The sequence below is a fragment of the Parasphingorhabdus sp. genome (assembly GCF_041748495.1).
GTDB lineage: Bacteria > Pseudomonadota > Alphaproteobacteria > Sphingomonadales > Sphingomonadaceae > Parasphingorhabdus.
Genome location: NZ_JBGTDD010000154.1, coordinates 1 through 18,149, shown reverse-complemented (window position 1 = coordinate 18,149; position 18,149 = coordinate 1). Strand labels below are relative to the sequence as shown.

Annotated in this window: 21 protein-coding genes; 2 read left to right on the top strand and 19 right to left on the bottom strand. The window is 59.3% G+C overall.

The features are described 5' to 3' along the window. Positions 1-116: 116 nt before the first annotated feature. The 17 genes from ACEW8J_RS13680 to leuC form a co-directional block, all read right to left on the bottom strand. Positions 117-551 carry a hypothetical protein gene (locus ACEW8J_RS13680; RefSeq protein WP_373492201.1) on the bottom strand — a complete coding sequence of 145 codons (435 nt, stop codon included), beginning with the start codon at positions 549-551 and terminating at the stop codon, positions 117-119. A gap of 57 nt (positions 552-608) precedes the next feature. After that, entirely contained in the window at positions 609-1,445 is an 837-nt protein-coding gene (gene nadC / locus ACEW8J_RS13675; RefSeq protein ID WP_373492202.1) for a carboxylating nicotinate-nucleotide diphosphorylase, read from the bottom strand. A 76-nt stretch (positions 1,446-1,521) separates the two neighbouring features. Further along, positions 1,522-2,868, bottom strand: a complete 1,347-nt coding sequence (locus ACEW8J_RS13670; RefSeq protein WP_373492200.1) for a DUF2254 domain-containing protein — start codon at positions 2,866-2,868, stop codon at positions 1,522-1,524. A gap of 24 nt (positions 2,869-2,892) precedes the next feature. Beyond that, positions 2,893-3,903, bottom strand: coding sequence for a quinolinate synthase NadA (gene nadA, locus ACEW8J_RS13665; RefSeq protein ID WP_373492199.1), 1,011 nt, complete (start codon positions 3,901-3,903; stop codon positions 2,893-2,895). A gap of 65 nt (positions 3,904-3,968) precedes the next feature. Continuing rightward, positions 3,969-4,715, bottom strand: coding sequence for an adenylate cyclase (locus ACEW8J_RS13660; protein ID WP_373492198.1), 747 nt, complete (start codon positions 4,713-4,715; stop codon positions 3,969-3,971). 118 nt (positions 4,716-4,833) lie between these two features. Beyond that, positions 4,834-5,904 carry a Kelch repeat-containing protein gene (locus ACEW8J_RS13655; RefSeq protein WP_373492197.1) on the bottom strand — a complete coding sequence of 357 codons (1,071 nt, stop codon included), beginning with the start codon at positions 5,902-5,904 and terminating at the stop codon, positions 4,834-4,836. Continuing rightward, positions 5,901-6,617 carry a DUF4230 domain-containing protein gene (locus tag ACEW8J_RS13650; RefSeq protein WP_373492196.1) on the bottom strand — a complete coding sequence of 239 codons (717 nt, stop codon included), beginning with the start codon at positions 6,615-6,617 and terminating at the stop codon, positions 5,901-5,903. Before ACEW8J_RS13650 ends, ACEW8J_RS13655 begins: the two co-directional genes overlap by 4 nt. Continuing rightward, positions 6,614-7,486: an MBL fold metallo-hydrolase gene (locus tag ACEW8J_RS13645; protein WP_373492195.1), complete on the bottom strand. Its 873-nt coding sequence runs from the start codon at positions 7,484-7,486 to the stop codon at positions 6,614-6,616. The genes ACEW8J_RS13650 and ACEW8J_RS13645 overlap by 4 nt, the downstream gene beginning before the upstream one ends. Before the next feature lie 99 nt (positions 7,487-7,585). Continuing rightward, the gene (locus ACEW8J_RS13640; RefSeq protein ID WP_373492194.1) at positions 7,586-9,385 is read right to left on the bottom strand and encodes a M56 family metallopeptidase; all 1,800 of its coding nucleotides are present in this window, start codon (positions 9,383-9,385) and stop codon (positions 7,586-7,588) included. Further along, complete coding sequence (locus ACEW8J_RS13635; RefSeq protein ID WP_373492193.1) at positions 9,382-9,750, bottom strand: BlaI/MecI/CopY family transcriptional regulator; 369 nt, start codon at positions 9,748-9,750, stop codon at positions 9,382-9,384. The genes ACEW8J_RS13640 and ACEW8J_RS13635 overlap by 4 nt, the downstream gene beginning before the upstream one ends. A gap of 427 nt (positions 9,751-10,177) precedes the next feature. Next, complete coding sequence (gene grxD, locus ACEW8J_RS13630; protein ID WP_373492192.1) at positions 10,178-10,510, bottom strand: Grx4 family monothiol glutaredoxin; 333 nt, start codon at positions 10,508-10,510, stop codon at positions 10,178-10,180. 10 nt (positions 10,511-10,520) lie between these two features. Continuing rightward, the gene (locus ACEW8J_RS13625; protein ID WP_100093989.1) at positions 10,521-10,754 is read right to left on the bottom strand and encodes a BolA/IbaG family iron-sulfur metabolism protein; all 234 of its coding nucleotides are present in this window, start codon (positions 10,752-10,754) and stop codon (positions 10,521-10,523) included. A gap of 5 nt (positions 10,755-10,759) precedes the next feature. Further along, entirely contained in the window at positions 10,760-11,086 is a 327-nt protein-coding gene (locus ACEW8J_RS13620; RefSeq protein ID WP_373492191.1) for a DUF1476 domain-containing protein, read from the bottom strand. Positions 11,087-11,156: 70 nt separating this feature from the next. Continuing rightward, entirely contained in the window at positions 11,157-12,158 is a 1,002-nt protein-coding gene (locus ACEW8J_RS13615) for an NADPH:quinone oxidoreductase family protein (protein ID WP_373492190.1), read from the bottom strand. A 31-nt stretch (positions 12,159-12,189) separates the two neighbouring features. Then, the gene (leuD, locus tag ACEW8J_RS13610; RefSeq protein ID WP_373492189.1) at positions 12,190-12,783 is read right to left on the bottom strand and encodes a 3-isopropylmalate dehydratase small subunit; all 594 of its coding nucleotides are present in this window, start codon (positions 12,781-12,783) and stop codon (positions 12,190-12,192) included. Further along, positions 12,780-13,097 carry a hypothetical protein gene (locus tag ACEW8J_RS13605; RefSeq protein ID WP_373492188.1) on the bottom strand — a complete coding sequence of 106 codons (318 nt, stop codon included), beginning with the start codon at positions 13,095-13,097 and terminating at the stop codon, positions 12,780-12,782. The genes leuD and ACEW8J_RS13605 overlap by 4 nt, the downstream gene beginning before the upstream one ends. 10 nt (positions 13,098-13,107) lie before the next feature. Beyond that, positions 13,108-14,538, bottom strand: coding sequence for a 3-isopropylmalate dehydratase large subunit (gene leuC, locus ACEW8J_RS13600; RefSeq protein ID WP_373492187.1), 1,431 nt, complete (start codon positions 14,536-14,538; stop codon positions 13,108-13,110). Between the two features lie 102 nt (positions 14,539-14,640). Between leuC and ACEW8J_RS13595 the strand changes: the two genes are divergently transcribed. Continuing rightward, on the top strand, positions 14,641-15,156 hold the full coding sequence (locus tag ACEW8J_RS13595; protein ID WP_373492186.1) for a sterol desaturase family protein: 516 nt from the start codon (positions 14,641-14,643) through the stop codon (positions 15,154-15,156). Between the two features lie 8 nt (positions 15,157-15,164). Continuing rightward, positions 15,165-16,016, top strand: a complete 852-nt coding sequence (locus ACEW8J_RS13590) for a RimK family alpha-L-glutamate ligase (protein WP_373492185.1) — start codon at positions 15,165-15,167, stop codon at positions 16,014-16,016. Between the two features lie 384 nt (positions 16,017-16,400). Here ACEW8J_RS13590 and ACEW8J_RS13585 read toward each other — a convergent pair whose 3' ends face one another. Together ACEW8J_RS13585 and ACEW8J_RS13580 are read right to left on the bottom strand one after the other, a co-directional pair. Continuing rightward, a complete protein-coding gene (locus ACEW8J_RS13585; RefSeq protein WP_373492184.1) occupies positions 16,401-17,033 on the bottom strand; it encodes a glutathione S-transferase family protein in 633 nt (210 codons plus the stop codon). A 252-nt stretch (positions 17,034-17,285) separates the two neighbouring features. Next, positions 17,286-17,984: a glutathione S-transferase family protein gene (locus ACEW8J_RS13580; RefSeq protein WP_373492183.1), complete on the bottom strand. Its 699-nt coding sequence runs from the start codon at positions 17,982-17,984 to the stop codon at positions 17,286-17,288. Positions 17,985-18,149: the final 165 nt, after the last annotated feature.

Here is an 18,149-nt window from a genome sequence, read left to right as displayed (position 1 = left end):
TCCACCTCGGCGCGTGGCAGCGTGGTTGGCGGCGTGCACTGCCAGCCCTGCGCGGTCGCGGGAACGGCGCACAGCGCGGCGAGCAATGCCGCAAACGGGCGTAGGACCGCCGCCACTTATTCGAACGTGTCTTGCAGCACCTCGGGCTCATCGGCCGTGTTGCCGGAAAACCATGATTTTGATTCAGCCACGAAAAGAAAGCCGACTGCGATCACCTGAAGCACCGTCGAAAGCAGGACGATGCCTTCGGGAACCGTCATCGGGCCAACGAAAATGGCCGGCAGACCGATCAGTCCGATCAGCATGAACACCACCAAGATCCATTTGGCAACATTGCTGGCCCGGTGCGCCGCAAGATACCACAATAGCAGATTGATGGCATAGACCACCACCAAGATGCCGACGAGAATGGCGGGATTCAACTCGACCCCGCCAGCGGCCGCCTGGAACTGCGTTACGGTCGCATTCCAGGTCATCACGGTTCCAATCAAGCCGACCAGCAAACTGGCCAGAAACAAGATTTCGAATTTCCTGATCGATGCAGGACGCATGGCAGACCTCCCCTTTTTACATTGGAAGCCCATGATTGCCTCCAATTGACCGGTCGATCAAGCCGCCGCGTAATCAAGACCGATATCAGCGGCGGGCGCAGACTGGGTGAGACGTCCGACCGAGATATAGGTGACGCCCGTCACCGCCTTGACGCGGATCGTTTCCAGCGTGACCCCGCCCGAGGCTTCGGTTGGCACGCGGCCATCCACCAGCGCCACCGCCTCGATCAGGTCCGGCACGTCCATATTGTCGAGCAGCAGATGGGTCGCTCCGGCATCCAGCGCGGGCCTGATCTGGTCCAGCCGGTCGACCTCGACGATGATGTCCGTAATCCCCGCATCGACCGCGCGCCTGACCGCCGTCGCCACGCCGCCCGCCACCGCGACATGATTGTCCTTGATCATCGCCGCGTCCCACAGCCCCATGCGATGGTTCTGCGCGCCGCCCATGCGCGTCGCGTATTTCTCCAGCGCACGCAAGCCGGGAATGGTCTTGCGGGTATCGAGCAGGATGCAGCCCGTGCCATCGATCGCATCGACATAGGCCCGCGTCATGGTGGCGATGCCGGTGAGATGCTGCAATGTGTTGAGCGCGGATCGCTCGGCGGTCAGCATGGCGCGCGCCTTGCCGGTGAGATACAGCAGATCGGTGCCAGCGGGCACATGCGCACCGTCCTCGACCTGCCGTTCCAGCACCACATCCGGATCGAGCCGCCGGAAGAAGGCCTCGGCGATCGCCATGCCCGCGATGACCGCATCGTCGCGGCTGTCCATGACCGCGCGAAACCGCGTATCGGCGGGGATGACCGCTTCGGAAGTCACGTCGGCGCCGCCGAGCAAGTCTTCATGAAGCGTGCGCGTGACGAAATCGTCCAAATCGAAATCTGTGATCATTCCGCCCTCGCTAACGGTCCCGCGCGCGATCATCAATGCGCGCGCGGCACCGCTAGCGAGGGCGGCAGGCATCATTTCAGGCAAGGTCATGCATGCTGGAGCCACCGTGCGGAGCGCCGCTCTCCGCCCCCAGCAGGGCATCCTTGCGTTTCTCCAGTTCATATAAGGCCGGTCCATCGAGCAGGACCCTGGCCTGCTCCACCAGCAACCTGACCTGCCGTTTCGCGGAGTCCGCGCGGTCATGTTTCGCGGCGCGATGGATCACCGTTGCCAGCGCGTCGATATAGAGTTTGGAGGCCAGATCATTGGCCGCAGCGCTCATCCGCATCGCCCCGAAACTGCGCTCGACATAATGATCGAAATCATCGGGCAGGCAGTAGACATCATTTTTTCCATAGTGCCTTCCGTCGGCATCCCGGTCGAGATCGCGATCGGCCAGGCTGGTGACGACCGCGGACAGCCAGTGCATGCAGGTGATCGCGGTGAACGGATCGTTGATGCCGGGCGACAGCGCCCGTAGTGCGATCTCCACCAGTTCGTCGATGGCGAACTCGATATCCTGCGCCGAGGTGCGATTGATGCCCAGCGCAAAGGCATTGCACAATTTGTCTTCCACATCATCGCCCATCGTGCCCTCCACCCACATGAGCGCCACGCCCGGATGGACGAAATCGCCCGAGCGCACGGCGAGCCGGACGGTGATGCCCTGATCCTGCGCCGTGTTGCCGAGCGTCCGGTAGTCGATCACCTCGATATAGCCGATCTTCTGGCTGAAAACCGGCACCCCCACGCGCAGGTCGTAATCCTGCCAGCTCTCGCCATCATGCTGGTCGGGATAGCGTTTCTCGATCGATTTCAGGGCGGAACGGCCGATATCGGCCACCACATGATTGATCTGGATGCTGTGCGGCACATGATGGAGGAAATAGACCAGCACCGCCACCGACATGAGCGCCAGCACCATCGCGATCAGCATGGAAATCTGCGGCACGAATTGGCCGCTCGCGGCCGCGAAATACCCGTTGGAGTCGGGCAGTCGCACGACACGAAGGATCATCAGCGAATAGACGAAGGTGGCGATGAAAATGCCAAGAGTAAACTGGTTGCCGCGGTCGTTCATGAAATTGGTCAGCAATCGGGGGCCGTAACTTCCCGACGCGTAGACCACAGCGGCGATGGTAATCGAGAACACCGTGCCGGCCACGCCGATGGTCGAGCCGGCAATGGTCGAAAGCAGTGAGCGAGCGCCCTCCGGCTTGGTCGTCTGGAGAAAGTTGACCTGTTCGGTCCAGTCGCTGCCCACGCGCGTATCGATCCACCAGGTGAGAATCGACAAGCCGAGGGCCGACAACGTCAGAAACGCTGGCAGAAACCAGTAGCTGCCACGCAGATCGGCATAGGTTTTGCGTAACCACGCCCGCATGTGATGTTGCCCCTGTTTTCCGGCTCAGCCCTGCGGCGCGGCCTTAAGGCCCATTGCGCCAAGATCGCCCTTGCCCACTGTGCCGGTTGCCATCTCCAGCATCCGGTCGAGACTTTTCTTGGCCTGCAGCCGCATGGTTTCGTCCATCTCGATCGCGGGCTTCAGATCGCGCAGCGCAACGTAGAGCTTTTCCAGCGTGTTGAGCGCCATATAGGGGCAGATATTGCAGTTGCAGTTGCCGTCCGCGCCGGGCGCGCCGATGAAATTCTTTTCCGGCACCGCCTTTTCCATCTGGTGGATGATATGCGGCTCGGTGGCGATGATGATCGTGTCGCCGTCAAATTCCTTGGCATATTTCAGGATCGCGCTGGTCGAGCCGACCATGTCCGCATGATCCAGAATATAGGCCGGGCATTCCGGATGCGCGGCCACCGGCGCGCCCGGATGCTGGGCCTGCAGCTTCAGCAGTTCGGTTTCACTGAACGCCTCATGGACAATACACACGCCGGGCCAGAGCAGCATGTCACGGCCGGTCTTCTTGGAAATATAGGCACCAAGATGCTTATCCGGGCCAAAGATGATCTTCTGGTCGAGCGGGATTTGCGAGAGAATATGCTCGGCGGACGAACTGGTGACAATGATGTCGCTGAGCGCCTTCACCTCGGCCGAGCAGTTGATATAGGTCAGCGCGATATGGTCGGGATGTTCGTCGCGGAACGCCTTGAACTTGTCCGGCGGACAGCTATCCTCGAGACTGCAGCCGGCATCCATGTCCGGCAAAATCACGATCTTATCCGGCGACAGGATCTTCGCGGTTTCGGCCATGAATTTCACGCCGCAGAAGGCGATCACATCGGCATCGGTTTCCGCCGCCTTGCGCGACAACTCCAGACTGTCGCCGACAAAATCGGCGATATCCTGAATTTCCGGTTTCTGGTAATAATGGGCAAGGATGATCGCGTTGCGCTCCTTGCGCAGCCGGTTGATCTCCTCGATCACATCAAGACCGGAAAAATTGTTGGACTGTACTGACATTTTATGCGCTCCTGGTGCCTTACTCAGCCGCAACTCGGCGCGCCTGTGCAGTCTAGATATGTTCTCTAGACGGCCGCTGCAACCGATTCCGCAAAACTTACCAGCGGCGGCAACAAGGCCAGAGACGAAACCGCGACGTGGACCGCGATGACGATGACGAAAATCGCAATGGTGGCCGGATGCACTTGCCCCAGGGCCCTCCGGTCATGCCGGGCGATCAGTGCCACAAAGCCCAGCTGGACCAGCATGATTACCCACTCGCCCCAATCGCCCATCAGGGGCAATGGCAGCAGGCGTCCGAAGGCCGGCTCCAGTATGATGATCGTGGCGCCGAACATCAGCCTGCGATGCCACTGGGTATTCCGCCGTTTGCCAATCGCCCAGATAATCATCGACAGAAAGGCAATGGCTTCGACATAGACCAGCGCCAGAAAATAGGATCCACTGAAAAAAGGCGGCTGCCGTCCGAGGGCGACCGCCATATATCCGGTGAAACAGGTCAGCGTAACGACCGCACAAGCCACGATCAGGCTGACCCAGCCGAGCCTGCGGTGAGATGCGATAGCTCTGCGCTGGATCAGCATGTTTTGGCCGACAAAGAGACCCAGCCAGGCCAGCATCATTATCCCGTGCAGATGCACCCAGATGGGAGCTGCCAAAATATCAACAAAACCCCGCGCGGCAAATTGCGCGAAGCCGAATATGATGATCAATGCCAGTATTATGGCAAATTTTGTGAAAAAATTCTGGTCTGCGAAATAGTTGCCCTTGTCACCAAAAAAAGGCGCCGCATCATTCGGAACTGTCGCCATGTTCCCATCCCCCCGATTTCTTTAAAAACCGACCCTGATGGACCAATAGCGTAGCAATTTTTTCAGAAATATCCAGACATTTTGAGCCCAAGTTTTGCAGATGTCAGCCCTATATTGATCAATCGCTGATCCGGAATTTGACGATCCGGTCCATCACTTTCTGCTCACCATCCAAACCGCCGATGATATAATATTCCTGACCCGCCCGGGCGAGCCCGCGATGGTCCATGCTCGGTTCAGCCAGCTGCCCCAGTTCAATCCATCGGTCGCTTTTCAGGTCATAAGCCAAAAAGCTGCCCGACGGCTTGGCCGGCACGCCGTCATAGCCGATACCGTCATAATTATACGGATTGTCGCCGCCCCCCGCGAATATGATCCGCTGGCCAGCCTCGTCGCCGATGGCCGCCATCCGGTATTTCGCTACGCCTGGATGCGCATCGACCCCGCGCCAGCTGATCTGGGTCGGGTTTCTGGGATCAATGTCACCGCGCCAGCTCAGTTTGGCCGAAACGAATTTCCGCTTGCCGTCGGCAAAGACCGTCGCGACTCCGTCGCTGACGACGATACTGTTCCCCGCGATCCCGCCGGCATGGCCGAACACCGGCGTGCCGGGAAAGGGCGTCGCTTCGGTCCAGGCGCCGGTCTGCGTGTCGAACATCTGCACGATGCTGACATTGCCTTCGTCATGCCAGCCGGAGATCAGATAAATGAACCGGTTCTGATAGGGCACGGCCAGCATGTCATCGACCGGCGTCGGCATATCCGCCAGTTGCTGATACTCCCCGCTGGCGGGATCAAAGACGAAGACCTCCGGATTGGAGACTTCGTCACCATTTTCGGCAACGCTATAGCCCCCCAGAATATAGATTTTCCCTGCGACAGTCACGGCAGCACTGGCCAGCCGTCCTGCCACGACCGGCACCGGTTTGATAGCCTGGCAGGATTGCGTTGCGATCACGCAGGCAAAGGCGGCATTGCTGGTGTCCTGCCAGGTCTTGCCCGCTTTCAGTCCGTTGAAACTATAGAGAGTCGGCCCCTCCGGACCCACGGCAACGGCCACCGCATTGTTGCTGATCGCTTCCGGCAAGACAAAGCCTGCGATTTGCGAGACCGGTTCGGGCTGCGGGCTGCGCTCGCACCCGGTCAGGATCAGCAGCAGCGCAGCCATGCCGGATATCGGCCATTTCATGGCGCGGCCTCCCGCTTCTGCTGCTGTTCTGCCAATATATCCCGGATCGGCCGCGAATAGTCCCAGCGCTCCTTGTATCGGCTGCGCTCATAAGGGAAAAAGGCATCAACGGTCACGTCCATGCCGGCGGCCTGCAGCGGAACGGCAAAATTATGCTGCACCGCCCGGCGCGCCGCTTCCCGGGCCAGCCGAACTTGCAACGGATTCTGCGCCTGCCGGGTCAGCTCCTCAACACCCTTCTTGCGGTTGGCCTGATCAAGCACCTTCTCGGCATCGGTCAGCGCCATCAGCAGGCCGCCCCCATCATAGGCCTGCATCTGGTCGATATATACCTCCGGCCGTGCGATTTCGATGGCAGGCATCTCGACATAGAGCGTTGCATTATCGACATCCCAGCGGACATCTTCCGCGCCGAGCTTGGCCAGATCGAGTTCATAGCGGACACTGCCCGGCAGGATCAATGTCTTGCGCGCCGACAGGCCAAGCCGGGTCAACGTGGTGGTGACGGTGGCATTATAGCTTGCTGAAAATACCGTCAGGCGGTTCTGTTCCTGCATATTGGTCAGGCTGGCACTGGCGATCGATACCGGGTCGGGGCTGATACTGCTCTCGACGCGGGCAAACAGCAGCCAGGCCAGGGTTCCGAGCAGGATCAGAAACCCGCTGATGATTGCCACGGGGAGCCAGGGCCGCCGATAGGATATCTGGTTCATCCGGCCACCCTCCAGACATCACCGGAATGGGTCACCCGCGACCGGTTCTGCAGATCGATCAGATGCGCGCGCACCGATTGTCCCGCCGCACCTTTCAGTCTGGGATCCAGTCCCTTGTACATCTGCGGGACCATATCGACGATCGCGGCAGGCCCTTCTTCCAGCAGTTTCAAAATCTGCCGCTCGCGCTGCTTGCGATGACCCATCATCCCGCGCACCAGCTGGCGCGGGTTGGTCACCTTCTTGCCATGGGCGGGATAATAGACTGTGTCCTGCCGTTCATACAGCTTCTGCAGGCTGTCCATATAGTCGGCCATATCGCCATCCGGCGGGACGATGACGCTGGTCGACCAAGCCATCACATGATCGCCGGTAAACAATGCGCCCGATTCCTGCACGGACAGGCACAGATGATTGGACGTATGGCCGGGCGTCGCCACGGCCTCGATTGTCCAGCCATCACCCGCGACCGTCTCGCCATCGCTGAGGACCTGATCCGGTTGATATTCCTTGTCGAAACTCTCGTCGGCGCGCGGGCCATCGTCGGCAAGCACCAGCGGCGCGCAGCCAATGATCGGCGCGCCGGTGCGCCCGGCCAGCGGCGCGGCAGCAGGACTATGGTCCCGGTGGGTGTGGGTACACATGATCGCGCTGATCCGCGCTTCGCCAACCGCTGCCATGATGGCATCGATATGCGCCTCTATCGCCGGCCCGGGATCAATCACCGCCCGGTCCGACTGGTTGCCGACGATATAGGTCTGGGTTCCGGTATAGGTATAGGGGCTGGGATTGCCGGCCAGCACCCGGGCGACCAGCGGTTCCATCTGTTCGCACAGCCCGGTGGGATATTGGGAGGGGTCAAAGTTCATGGATCTGATGTGGCATATCCAGCCCATAAAACAACCATGAAAAAGGGCGACCCGTCAAACGGACCGCCCTGCTGCGCCAATCGGCAAGATGGAGTCGGATCAGGTCATCGCGTGCTGCGTCGTGATTTTTTCGATTTCGCGGTCCAGAAGCTTGATCCTCTTGGCCTTGTCAGCGGGGCTGTCCTTACATTTCTCTACTTTAGCGCGTTCTTTCTTCAGGCCCTGCAACGCCGCGTCGAGTATCGCGGTCTTGTCCATCGTGACTTGAAAGCCGCCGCAGCCAGCCACTACCGCCCAGGCCTGTCCGGCGAGGCCCTTATCACCGGCCATGGCGATCTGCCGGTTCATTGCGATACAATCGGGACCGCTGACCCGGGCACTGGTAGTATAGGAAATCGAGGACATACGCGTAGCAGAATGGTTGCCATTGCGAGCCTCGCGTTCTGCTTCACGAGCTTCGCGCTGCGCTTCGCGGGCATCCCGCATGGCCTCCAGCCGTTCCTGACGAACGTCTCGCATGGCCTCCAGCCGTTCCTGGCGCGCTTCCTGGAGCGCTTCTCGGACATCCTGTTGCGCCGCCTGCAGCTCTTGCCGCATTTCCCTCTCGGCCTGAGCAATCTCCTGTTCAACCTCCCGCATGGTCGCGCGCAGGGATTCGCTGTCAAATCCATGTTGGCGCACAGCCCTTTCGGCTTCGATGCGGGATTGTTCCGCGTCCGCGACAATCTGGCGGATTTCTCGCTGGCTCAGCGTCCTGTCCGTGCGGAATGTGACGGTTCTGCCATCATGCTGTATCCTGTGGACCTGGTCGTCGGCCGGATCATAATTTTTGCGGCCGTTGAGCATCGTGATCTGGATTTCATCACCATCTGCCGCAGGAGCAGCGGGAGCCCGGGGTGCTGCCGGAACCTCGGGTGCGAGCAGGGCATCCGGAACCGACTGATCCACCGGATCCACCGCTTCGGCATAGGTGACGGTCGCGGTGAGCGGCAGGGCAACCACGGTACCGAGAGCGATCAGTCCCGCCCCCAGTTTGCGGCGAAATGGCGATTTTTCCGATTGCCCCAGCATTTTGAGGCGACCCTTGATCTTGTCTTTCTGATTCAACGGACTGGCCAGACCCAGCCGGTGGCCGGATACGGACTTGGCGATCGTCCGGCCATATACCGCCCGGACTTCGCGGCCGCTGCGCGCCAGCACCCGTGCATCGCAGGCGGTCTCCTGGTCCTGCCGAAACGCGATCCAGGCGATCCAGGCGACCGGGTTGAACCAGTGCAGCGACAGGATCAGAAGGCCGATGAAGTTGGCCGCGAGATCGCCCGATTCATGATGGGCGATTTCATGTTCCAGCACCAGCTCCCGTTCGCGCGGGGCATAATCGCGGAAGAAATTGGTCGGAACCGCAATATATTTCTCGAACAGGCCAAAGGCGAGAGGCCCGCCAACCGCTGCCGTTTCGAGGATCTTGATAGTGCCATGACGTCCGATTAGCTGGCCATCGGCGACAATATCTTCGCGAAATTGCATGTAGGACGCCAGCTTGCTGATGAACAGCATGCCCGCTCCACCGAGCCAGAGAATGAGTGCGATCATCATCCAGTCGAGCGAAGCCAGGGTCGCAAAGGCGCTGGACTGGGCCGGCATGGCAGCGACCAGATCCGCGCCAGCCGCCGTCGCAGGCAAATAGGCTGCCATCGGCTCAGCCGGAACGGGTTGCGCGGGTGCCTCGAGGGTAAGAATCGGCATGAACAGACGCGCCAGGGGCAATATCCACAGCAAATAGGCGATGCGGGCTCCAAAAAAATGGCTGACCGGTTTGCGGATCGCGAGGACCAGCAGCATCAGCAAGGTCATCGAGAACATGCTATCCCAGATCCATTGGTTCAGTTCGCCGCTCATTTCTTCAACTCCCTCAAAAGCTCTTCAATCTCGCGGATGTCTTCTGCGCTCAGTTCATCGGCCTCGGCCAGATGCGCAACCAGAGGCATGACTTTTCCCCCGAACAGCCGATCCACAAAATTTCGTGATACGCCGGTGAGATAGTCGTCCCGTTCGACCAGCGGAGAATAGAGAAAACGACGACCGTCGCGCTCGGTACCGACCACCGCTTTCGCCGCCAGTCGGGACAACAGCGTCTTGACGGTTTGCAGCGACCAGTCCTTTTCCCGGACCACCAGATCCGCCACTTCGGTGGCGGTGAGCGGCGCGCGTTTCCAGAGGACTTCCATGACCGCATGCTCGGCATCGCTAATCCGTTCGGTCATGATATTTGTCCCTCCCTGGAGAATCGCCAGTGACTACAGGTGTAGTTTCAATGACCACAGATGTAAACAGTCCTTTTTCCCGGCGATGTCATTGGTAGGTTTCCGGCTGTCGTTTGTCGAAAAACGGGGACCTGTCGAAATATCTTACAAGCCCATCGGGATTAACCCGCCGTCAATGATATAAGTCATTGTAATAAAGCCTATTTCATAAACTGGCATGACCCATGCATCATATTGGGCCTAACGATGTTTCACGCCCAAACCCTCCTTTCAGGAGGGCCGAATGAGGGGGGCAATTTACTGGTCTCTATTGTCCCCGCTCATCGAATTTTTGACGAAGCTTACCCCCAAAATAAAAACGGCTCGGTCCTCCTAGACCGAGCCGTTTTTCAATGTCTGAAGCGATATATATGCAACCGGACGTTATTCAGGCCTCGGCCGGGGCAACCTTCTTTTCGGCCATCAATTCACCCAGTTCGCCTGCTTCATACATTTCCATCATGATATCGCTGCCACCGACAAATTCGCCTTTGACATATAGCTGCGGAATGGTCGGCCAGTCGGAATAATCCTTGATACCCTGGCGCACTTCCATGTCCTGCAGGACATCGAACGAGTCAAAGCCCACACCCAGATGTTCCAATATGGCAATCGCGCGGCTGGAAAAGCCGCATTGCGGGAAAAGCGGGGTGCCCTTCATGAACAGCACCACATCGTTGCTGTTCACCACCGTTTTAATTTTCTCGTTTACATCGGTCATAAATATTCTCCTAATCGGGAACCGCCGTGGTCAGTTGCAGCGCGTGCAATTCACCACCCATTTTTCCCTTCAGCGCAGCATAAACCGCCTGATGCTGTTTCACCCGGTTCATGCCAGCGAAGGCGGCGGAGGTAACTTTCGCGGCATAATGATCGCCGTCGCCGGCCAGATCGGTAATCTCTACCGACGCGTCGGGAAAGGCTGCCAGGATCATCGCCTCAATATCTGCACTCGCCATCGGCATACCGCTTACTTGGCCTCTTCGATAAACTGCCGCCGGGCTTCGACCATCTTTTCGACCAGAGCGGTGCGGATTGCTGCATCGTCGATGTCGATACCAGCCGAAGTCAGATCGCCGAGCAGCTTGCGAATGACGTCCTCGTCACCCGCTTCTTCAAAATCGGCTGCAACGACTTCCTTTGCATAGGCATCGGTTTCCTCAGCCGTCAGGCCCATCTTTTCCGCTGCCCATTGGCCGAGCAGACGATTCCGCCGGGCGGTAACCCGGAACAGCATCTCTTCATCGCGCGCAAATTTCGTTTCAAACGCTTTTTCGCGATCCCTAAAATCTGTCATGAGCTTCCCTTGAACTGAGTTGTTATAAAAATAGGCATCACCGGGCGGTCCCGCAAGTCCCGCTGATCAATCAATCGCCGACCTTGACCACCAATTTCCCCATGGCCCCGCGGTCGGCCATTTTCTGAATCGCCTTTCCGGCATCTGCAAAGGCGAAAACCTCGGACACCCGGGGCTGGATATGGCCCTGGTCCCAAAGCTTGAACAACCGGTTGATATGGGCGCGATTGCCCTTCGGGTCGCGCATGGCATAAGCGCCCCAGAAAACACCGCAAACGTCACAGGACTTGAGCAAGGTGAGATTGAGCGGCAGCTTTGCGATGCCAGCCGGGAACCCGACCACCAGGAACCGACCTTCCCATGCGATCGATCGGACCGCCGGTTCGCTATAGTCCCCGCCAACCGCATCATAGATGACATCGGCGCCATTGGGCCCGACCGCCGCCTTGAACTGGGCGGCCAATGCCTTGGACTGATCCTTGTCAAACGGGGCCCGGCCATAGACCACGGTTTCGTCAGCACCGGCAGCCTTGGCAAAAGCCGCCTTTTCCTCGGAGGATACCGCCGCAACAACCCGGGCACCAAAAGCCTTGCCCAGCTCGACAGCCGCGATACCCACACCGCCCGAAGCGCCGAGGACCAGCAGGACATCACCTTGCTTGATCCGACCGCGATCGACCAGCGCATGGATCGACGTGCCATAGGTCAGCAGCAAAGCCGACGCATCTTCAAAGCTGACGCTATCGGGAATCTTGAACACACTATTCTGGTCAACCGCAACTTTCTCGACCAGACCGCCATGACCGGTGGTGGAGGCAACGCGGTCACCCACTTTCAGATCGGCTACATCTTCGCCAACCGCAGCGATGATTCCGGACACTTCTCCACCCGGCGCAAAAGGGCGCGGCGGCTTGAACTGATACATGTCCTGGATGATCAGCACATCGGGATAGTTGATCGAGCAGGCTTTGACATCGATCAGCACCTGGCCCTTGCCGGCGACCGGATCGGCGACGTCGAGCATCTCCAGCGTGTCCGGTCCGCCCACTTTGGTTGACATCAATGCCTTCATATCATTCCCTTCCCTGGAATTTTTTTGGATTCTATGCGGCCACCGGCTTCAGCCATGGCTGTGCAGAATCACTCTGTTTCTCGTGCCGCTCTATGGCATCGGATTTGGCCATTGTCAGGTCAATTTCGTCCAGACCCTCGACCAGACACTGATGCCGGAACGGGTCCATTTCAAAGGCAAAGCGATCCTGGAAGGGCGTGGTGACGCTCATGCTTTCCATATCGATGGTGACCGGATCGGTTTTCGCAACCTCCATCAGCCGGTTGATTGCCTCCTGCGGCAAGCCAATCGCCAGCAAGCCATTTTTGAACGCATTGCCGGCAAATATGTCGGAAAAACTGGGTGCGATCACCGCCTTGATGCCCATGTCATCCAGCGCCCATGCCGCATGTTCGCGGCTCGAGCCGCAACCGAAATTGTCGCCGGCGATCAGGATCGAGGCACCGGCATATTCCGGATCGTCGAAAATATTGCCTTCCTGCGCCCGGATCGACTCGAATGCTCCCTCGCCAAGCCCTTCCCGCGAAATCGTTTTCAGCCATTTGGCCGAAATGATGACATCGGTATCGACATTTTTCTGGCCGAACGGAATGGCCCGCCCTTCAACGCGATGGACCGGCTTCACTGCGGTTCGTCCTCGCCGTCATCCTCGTCATAATCCGGCTCATTTTCATATTTAGGCAGCGGCTTGTCCTTGGCCGCCCTGAAATCATCATGCTTCTTCATCTGATGGCGTCCGGCATAGATCAGCGCAGCCGCGACCGCCGCCGAACCAATCGCCGCGCCAAACTTGGCACCGGTCGACCAGGGACCGGACGGCGTGTCGCCCGATTTCTCTGTCGGTTTGGCCGGCGTCGATTTTGGCGGGGCCGGCTTGGCCGTACCCGACTTTGCGGGACTCGGCTTCGCCGGTTTGTTGCTTTTCTTGTCGTCTGTCATGATAATAGCCTCATCTTGTCAATTCTCGCACATCCGTCAGCTTGCCGGTGACAGCCGCAGCGGCGGCCATCGCAGGTGACATCAGATGCGTTCTAGCACCCGGTCCCTGCCGCCCAACGAAATTGCGATTGGAAGTGGATGCACAGCGTTCGCCTGCTGGCACCTTGTCGGGGTTCATGCCCAGGCAGGCTGAGCAACCCGGTTCGCGCCATTCAAATCCGGCATCGGTGAAAATCCGGTCCAGCCCCTCGGCTTCGGCCTGCGCCTTTACCAGTCCGGAACCCGGGACCACGATCGCCCATTTGACATTGTCCGCCTTCTTGCGGCCTGCGAGAATGGCGGCCGCAGCCCGCAGATCCTCGATCCGGCTGTTGGTGCAACTGCCGATGAAGATATTTTCGACCATCACGTCGCGCAACGCCTGCCCCGCCTCAAGCCCCATATAGTCCAGCGACTTGCGCGCCGCATCCTGCTTCGAGGGATCGGCAAAGCTTTCGGGCGTCGGAACGGTGCCGTTCACCGGAACCACATCCTCAGGACTGGTTCCCCAGGTCACGGTTGGCGACACATCGGCCGCATCGATCGTGACACTCTTGTCGAATATCGCGCCCTGGTCCGTCGGCAATGTCCGCCAATAAGCCACCGCTGCGTCCCAGTCCGCGCCCTTGGGTGCCATCGGACGGCCTTTCAGATAGGCAAATGTCTTGTCATCCGGCGCGATCAGGCCAGCGCGCGCGCCTGCCTCGATCGACATGTTGGAGACGGTCAGCCGGCCCTCTATCGACATGCTGTCGAAAACTTCGCCGCGATATTCGATGACATGGCCGGTTCCGCCAGCCGTGCCGATCACACCGATGATATGCAGGATCAGATCTTTCGGGCTGATCCCCGGACCAAGCAGGCCCTCCACCCGGATTTCCATGGATTTCGAGCGAGTCAGTTGCAGCGTCTGCGTCGCCAGCACATGCTCGACCTCGCTGGTGCCGATGCCAAAGGCAAGCGCGCCCAAAGCGCCATGCGCCGCGGTGTGGCTGTCGCCGCAGACCATCGTCGTGCCCGGCAGGGTAAAGCCCTGCTCCGGCCCGATGACGTGGACGATGCCCTGATTGATGTCGCTGGCCCCGATATATTTGATTCCGAACGCCGGCGCATTGGCCTCCAATGCTTCCAATTGCGCCGCGCTCTGCGGATCGGCGATCGGGATCTTGTTGCCCTGCGCATCCAGCCGCGCTGTCGTCGGCAGATTATGATCGGGCACCGCCAGCGTCAGATCCGGTCGCCGCACCTTGCGCCCTGCCTTGCGCAACCCTTCGAAAGCCTGCGGACTGGTGACCTCGTGCACCAGATGCCGGTCGATATAGATCAGCGCCGTGCCATCATCCCGCTGGTCCACCACATGGGCATCCCAGATTTTCTCGTAGAGGGTCTTCGGTTGGTTCATAAGCTCCTGACTTCCGATATGGGGTTTCGTTTAGTCAGATCAATCATCGGCGCAAGTCAGAATTGCCTTCAAAACCAATCGAAGTGCGCCTATCTTCCCAGTATGAACCTGTTCGCCATCATCGCCACCATCCTGGCTTCCGTCGTCGCGATGGAATTTATCGCCTGGGGCGCGCATAAATATATCATGCACGGCTTCGGCTGGGCCTGGCACCGCGACCATCACGAACCGCATGATAACAAGCTGGAGAAAAACGACCTCTACGGCATCGTTGGTGCGGTGATGAGCATCTCGATGTTCGCCATCGGCAGTCCGCTTGTCATGGGCGCGGGCGCATGGGAACCGGGCACCTGGGTCGGCCTCGGCATCATGTTCTACGGCATCATCTACACGCTGATCCACGACGGTCTGGTGCATCAGCGCTATTTCAAATATGTGCCGAGAGGCGGCTATGCCAAGCGACTGGTACAGGCGCACAAGCTGCACCATGCAACGATCGGCAAGCATGGCGGGGTCAGCTTCGGCTTCGTCTTCGCCCGCGATCCGGCAAAACTGAAGGCGGAACTGAAGCGGCAGCGCGAAGCCGGCACCGCCATCGTCCGCGACGCCGTCGGCTAAACCGCGCCTTGCCAAAAATCTGCATATTGACGGCTGCCCCCGACTATTTCGAGGATCTCGGCCCGGCGCGCCAGACCTATCGGCGGCTATTGGGCGACGCGATCACGTTCCGCCACTGGACCGACCCCGGCGATCTGAGCGGCTTCGACCTGGTCCTGCCGCTGCTGGTCTGGGGCTATCAGCGGGATTGCGATCGCTGGTTTGCTTTGCTTGATCAGCTGGAACAGCGGCAGATCAAGCTGGCCAACCCGGTGCCGGTGCTGCGCTGGAACAGCGACAAAGCCTATTTGCTGGAACTGGAAAAATCGGGCGTGGCCGTCGTGCCGACCATGATCAGCGCGGCCCTGACGGCGGAGGCGCTTGCGGAGGCCGCACAAACATTCGACACCGATCAACTGGTGATAAAGCCGCCCATCTCCGGCGGAGCCGATGGTACCTACCGCCTGCAAAAGGGCGAGCCACTGCCCGAACGGGTCGCGGGCAAGGAAATGCTGATCCAGCCGTTCCAGCCGGCGATCGCGCAGGAAGGCGAATATTCGCTTTTCTATTTCGGCGGCACGTTCAGCCATGCCATCCTCAAGCGACCGGCAAAAGGCGATTTCCGCGTCCAGGAATTTCTCGGCGGATCGGAAAGCGGCACCGATTGCCCTGAATCAGCGCAGGCTCTGGCGGTGCAGGCGCGGCAATCAGCCGAGCGGATTCTCGCCACCGGAACCTTGCTATATGCCCGCGTCGACATGCTGCGCGACGCCGATGGCCAGTTCCGCCTGATGGAACTGGAACTAATCGAGCCATCGCTGTTTTTCGAACATGCGGCGGATGGTGGGGCGTTGTTCGCGACTTCGGTTGAGACCGCATAAGTTTCAGATTGGTCTTCGCACGCCATCTGGCGAAATCAAATGCAGGGTTTAAGCTGCAGCGGAAGAGCGGAGTTGTGGTTTTGCGAGATACTGTTATCTAATTTGGCATGAGTGGTCTGCTAGACTTTCGCCTTCTGTGGATACTCGGCGCCGCATTCATTGTGTTCGCCGGATTGGGCTTGCTTTCCATAGGTTCAGTCGTTGGGGCGTTGTTCTGGTTAACGGCAGCTGTATTTCAGATTGCGTATAAAGACTGGTTTTTGGTTTTTCTGTATTCTGGAGTTCTATGGGCTCCGATCGGCGTGGGTATGGGCTTCGCGGTAACTATAAAAATCACCAGAGGCATAATGACCAAACCAAAACAAACCGAGAGTGAATTACTTTCTAGCTAGGCCTAGGCAACAACACCGGCCCGCCCAGTTCCACCGTCTTCTGATAGCCCGGCCGCGCCACCAGATCGTCGAAATAGCGTTTGCAATTTGGATAGCGGTCCAGCTGGCCCATCGCCGAGCGCCCCTCGAGCAGATAATGGAGATTGATATCCGCGCCGGTAAACTTGTCCGCGACCAGGAAATCCTTGCCCTCCAGTTCGATCTCGAGATGGTCGAGCAGCTTGGTGACTTCCGCCTGCAGGAAACCGTTGAGCACGTCCGGCAACCCGCCCAGCATCGGCGCGATCCCGGTGATGATGAAGCTCATCCCCATCGTGCCTTCGGCGAAATGCATCCATTCCAGATATTTGGCGCGCTCGGGCTCGCCCGGCGCCACGCCGAGCGCGCCGTCGCTGTGCTGCTCGATCAGATATTCGATGATCGCGCCCGATTCGACCATCACATGTCCATCCACTTCCACCGTCGGCGCCTTGGCCAGCCGGTGCGCATCGGCCAGTTCCGGCGGCGAGCGCCGGGTCACCGGATCGCGGAGATAGGTCACCATCTCATATTCGATCCCGGCCTCTTCGCAGAGCCAGATGATGCGGGACGAACGGGAATAGTCGAGATGGTGCAGCTTGATCATGGGGTTCTCCTTCTTGCAGACCCGTCACCGAATAAGGGCGGGCCCGTCGAACCACGCTTATAGACGAGAAGCGTCCTTCGACAAGCTCAGGACTGACGGCTTACCAATGTGCCCCGGCGAAGGCCGGGGTCCATCTCCTGAATTTTCCGATGGAAGCGCGAGTGAAAACCGAGAAATTGCTCACCGCAAAAGCGATATCACCATTGTGTATGGACTGTCATATCCGAGATGGGCCCGGCCTTCGCCGGGGCACTAGCCAACCCGAAAATCCGCCAGCACCGTCGCCACCGCCGCCATTTCCTCCTCATGGCCGATTTCGCGCTGCGGCTCGGCCAGCGCCTGTCGCTCCCAATCGAGCATCGCGGGATGGGCAAGCAGTCGATCGACCCACGCCCGCCCTGCCACGCCAATATCGAGATCGAACGACCGCACCCGATAGGCCACCGGCGCGTAAAAGGCGTCGACGATGGTGAACCGGTCCCCGGCCAGCCAGGGGCCGCCAAATTCATCCTGCCCCTGCGCGAACAGCTCCCCGATCCGGTCGATATTGCGCTGCAAGCCGGGATCGATCTGATGCAAGCGCGCCCGCACCCCGACATTCATCGGACAGATATTCCTGAGCGGCGCAAAACCACCATGCATTTCCGCTGCCGCGCAACGCGCCCAGGTCCGCGCCTCGCTATCGTCCGGCCAGCAGCCGCCATGCCGCTCCGCCAGATATTCGGCGATTGCCAGCGAATCCCAGATCGTACGGCTACTGCCATCGTCCCGATGGTCCTTCAGGCATGGCACCTGCCCGTTCGGTGCAAATTCCCGGAACCGCTCGTAATTATCCTCTTCAAAATAGACGATCTCGTCGACAAACGGGATCTCCAGCGCCTTCATCAATATCCACGGCCGCAGCGACCAGCTGGAATAGTTGCGATTGGCGGTGATCAGGGTGTACGTCATAATTCTGTTTTCTTTCGCCACTAGGTCTGATCCATAATCTATATCTGCACCATGCTGACAGGAAAATTTGCCGATGACCCTTTCCCGCCGAGATTTCATCCGATCCGCCCAGGCCGTCGGCCTGTTCTACGCCTCCTTCGCGGTCACCGGAGGCGTCCGCGCGCG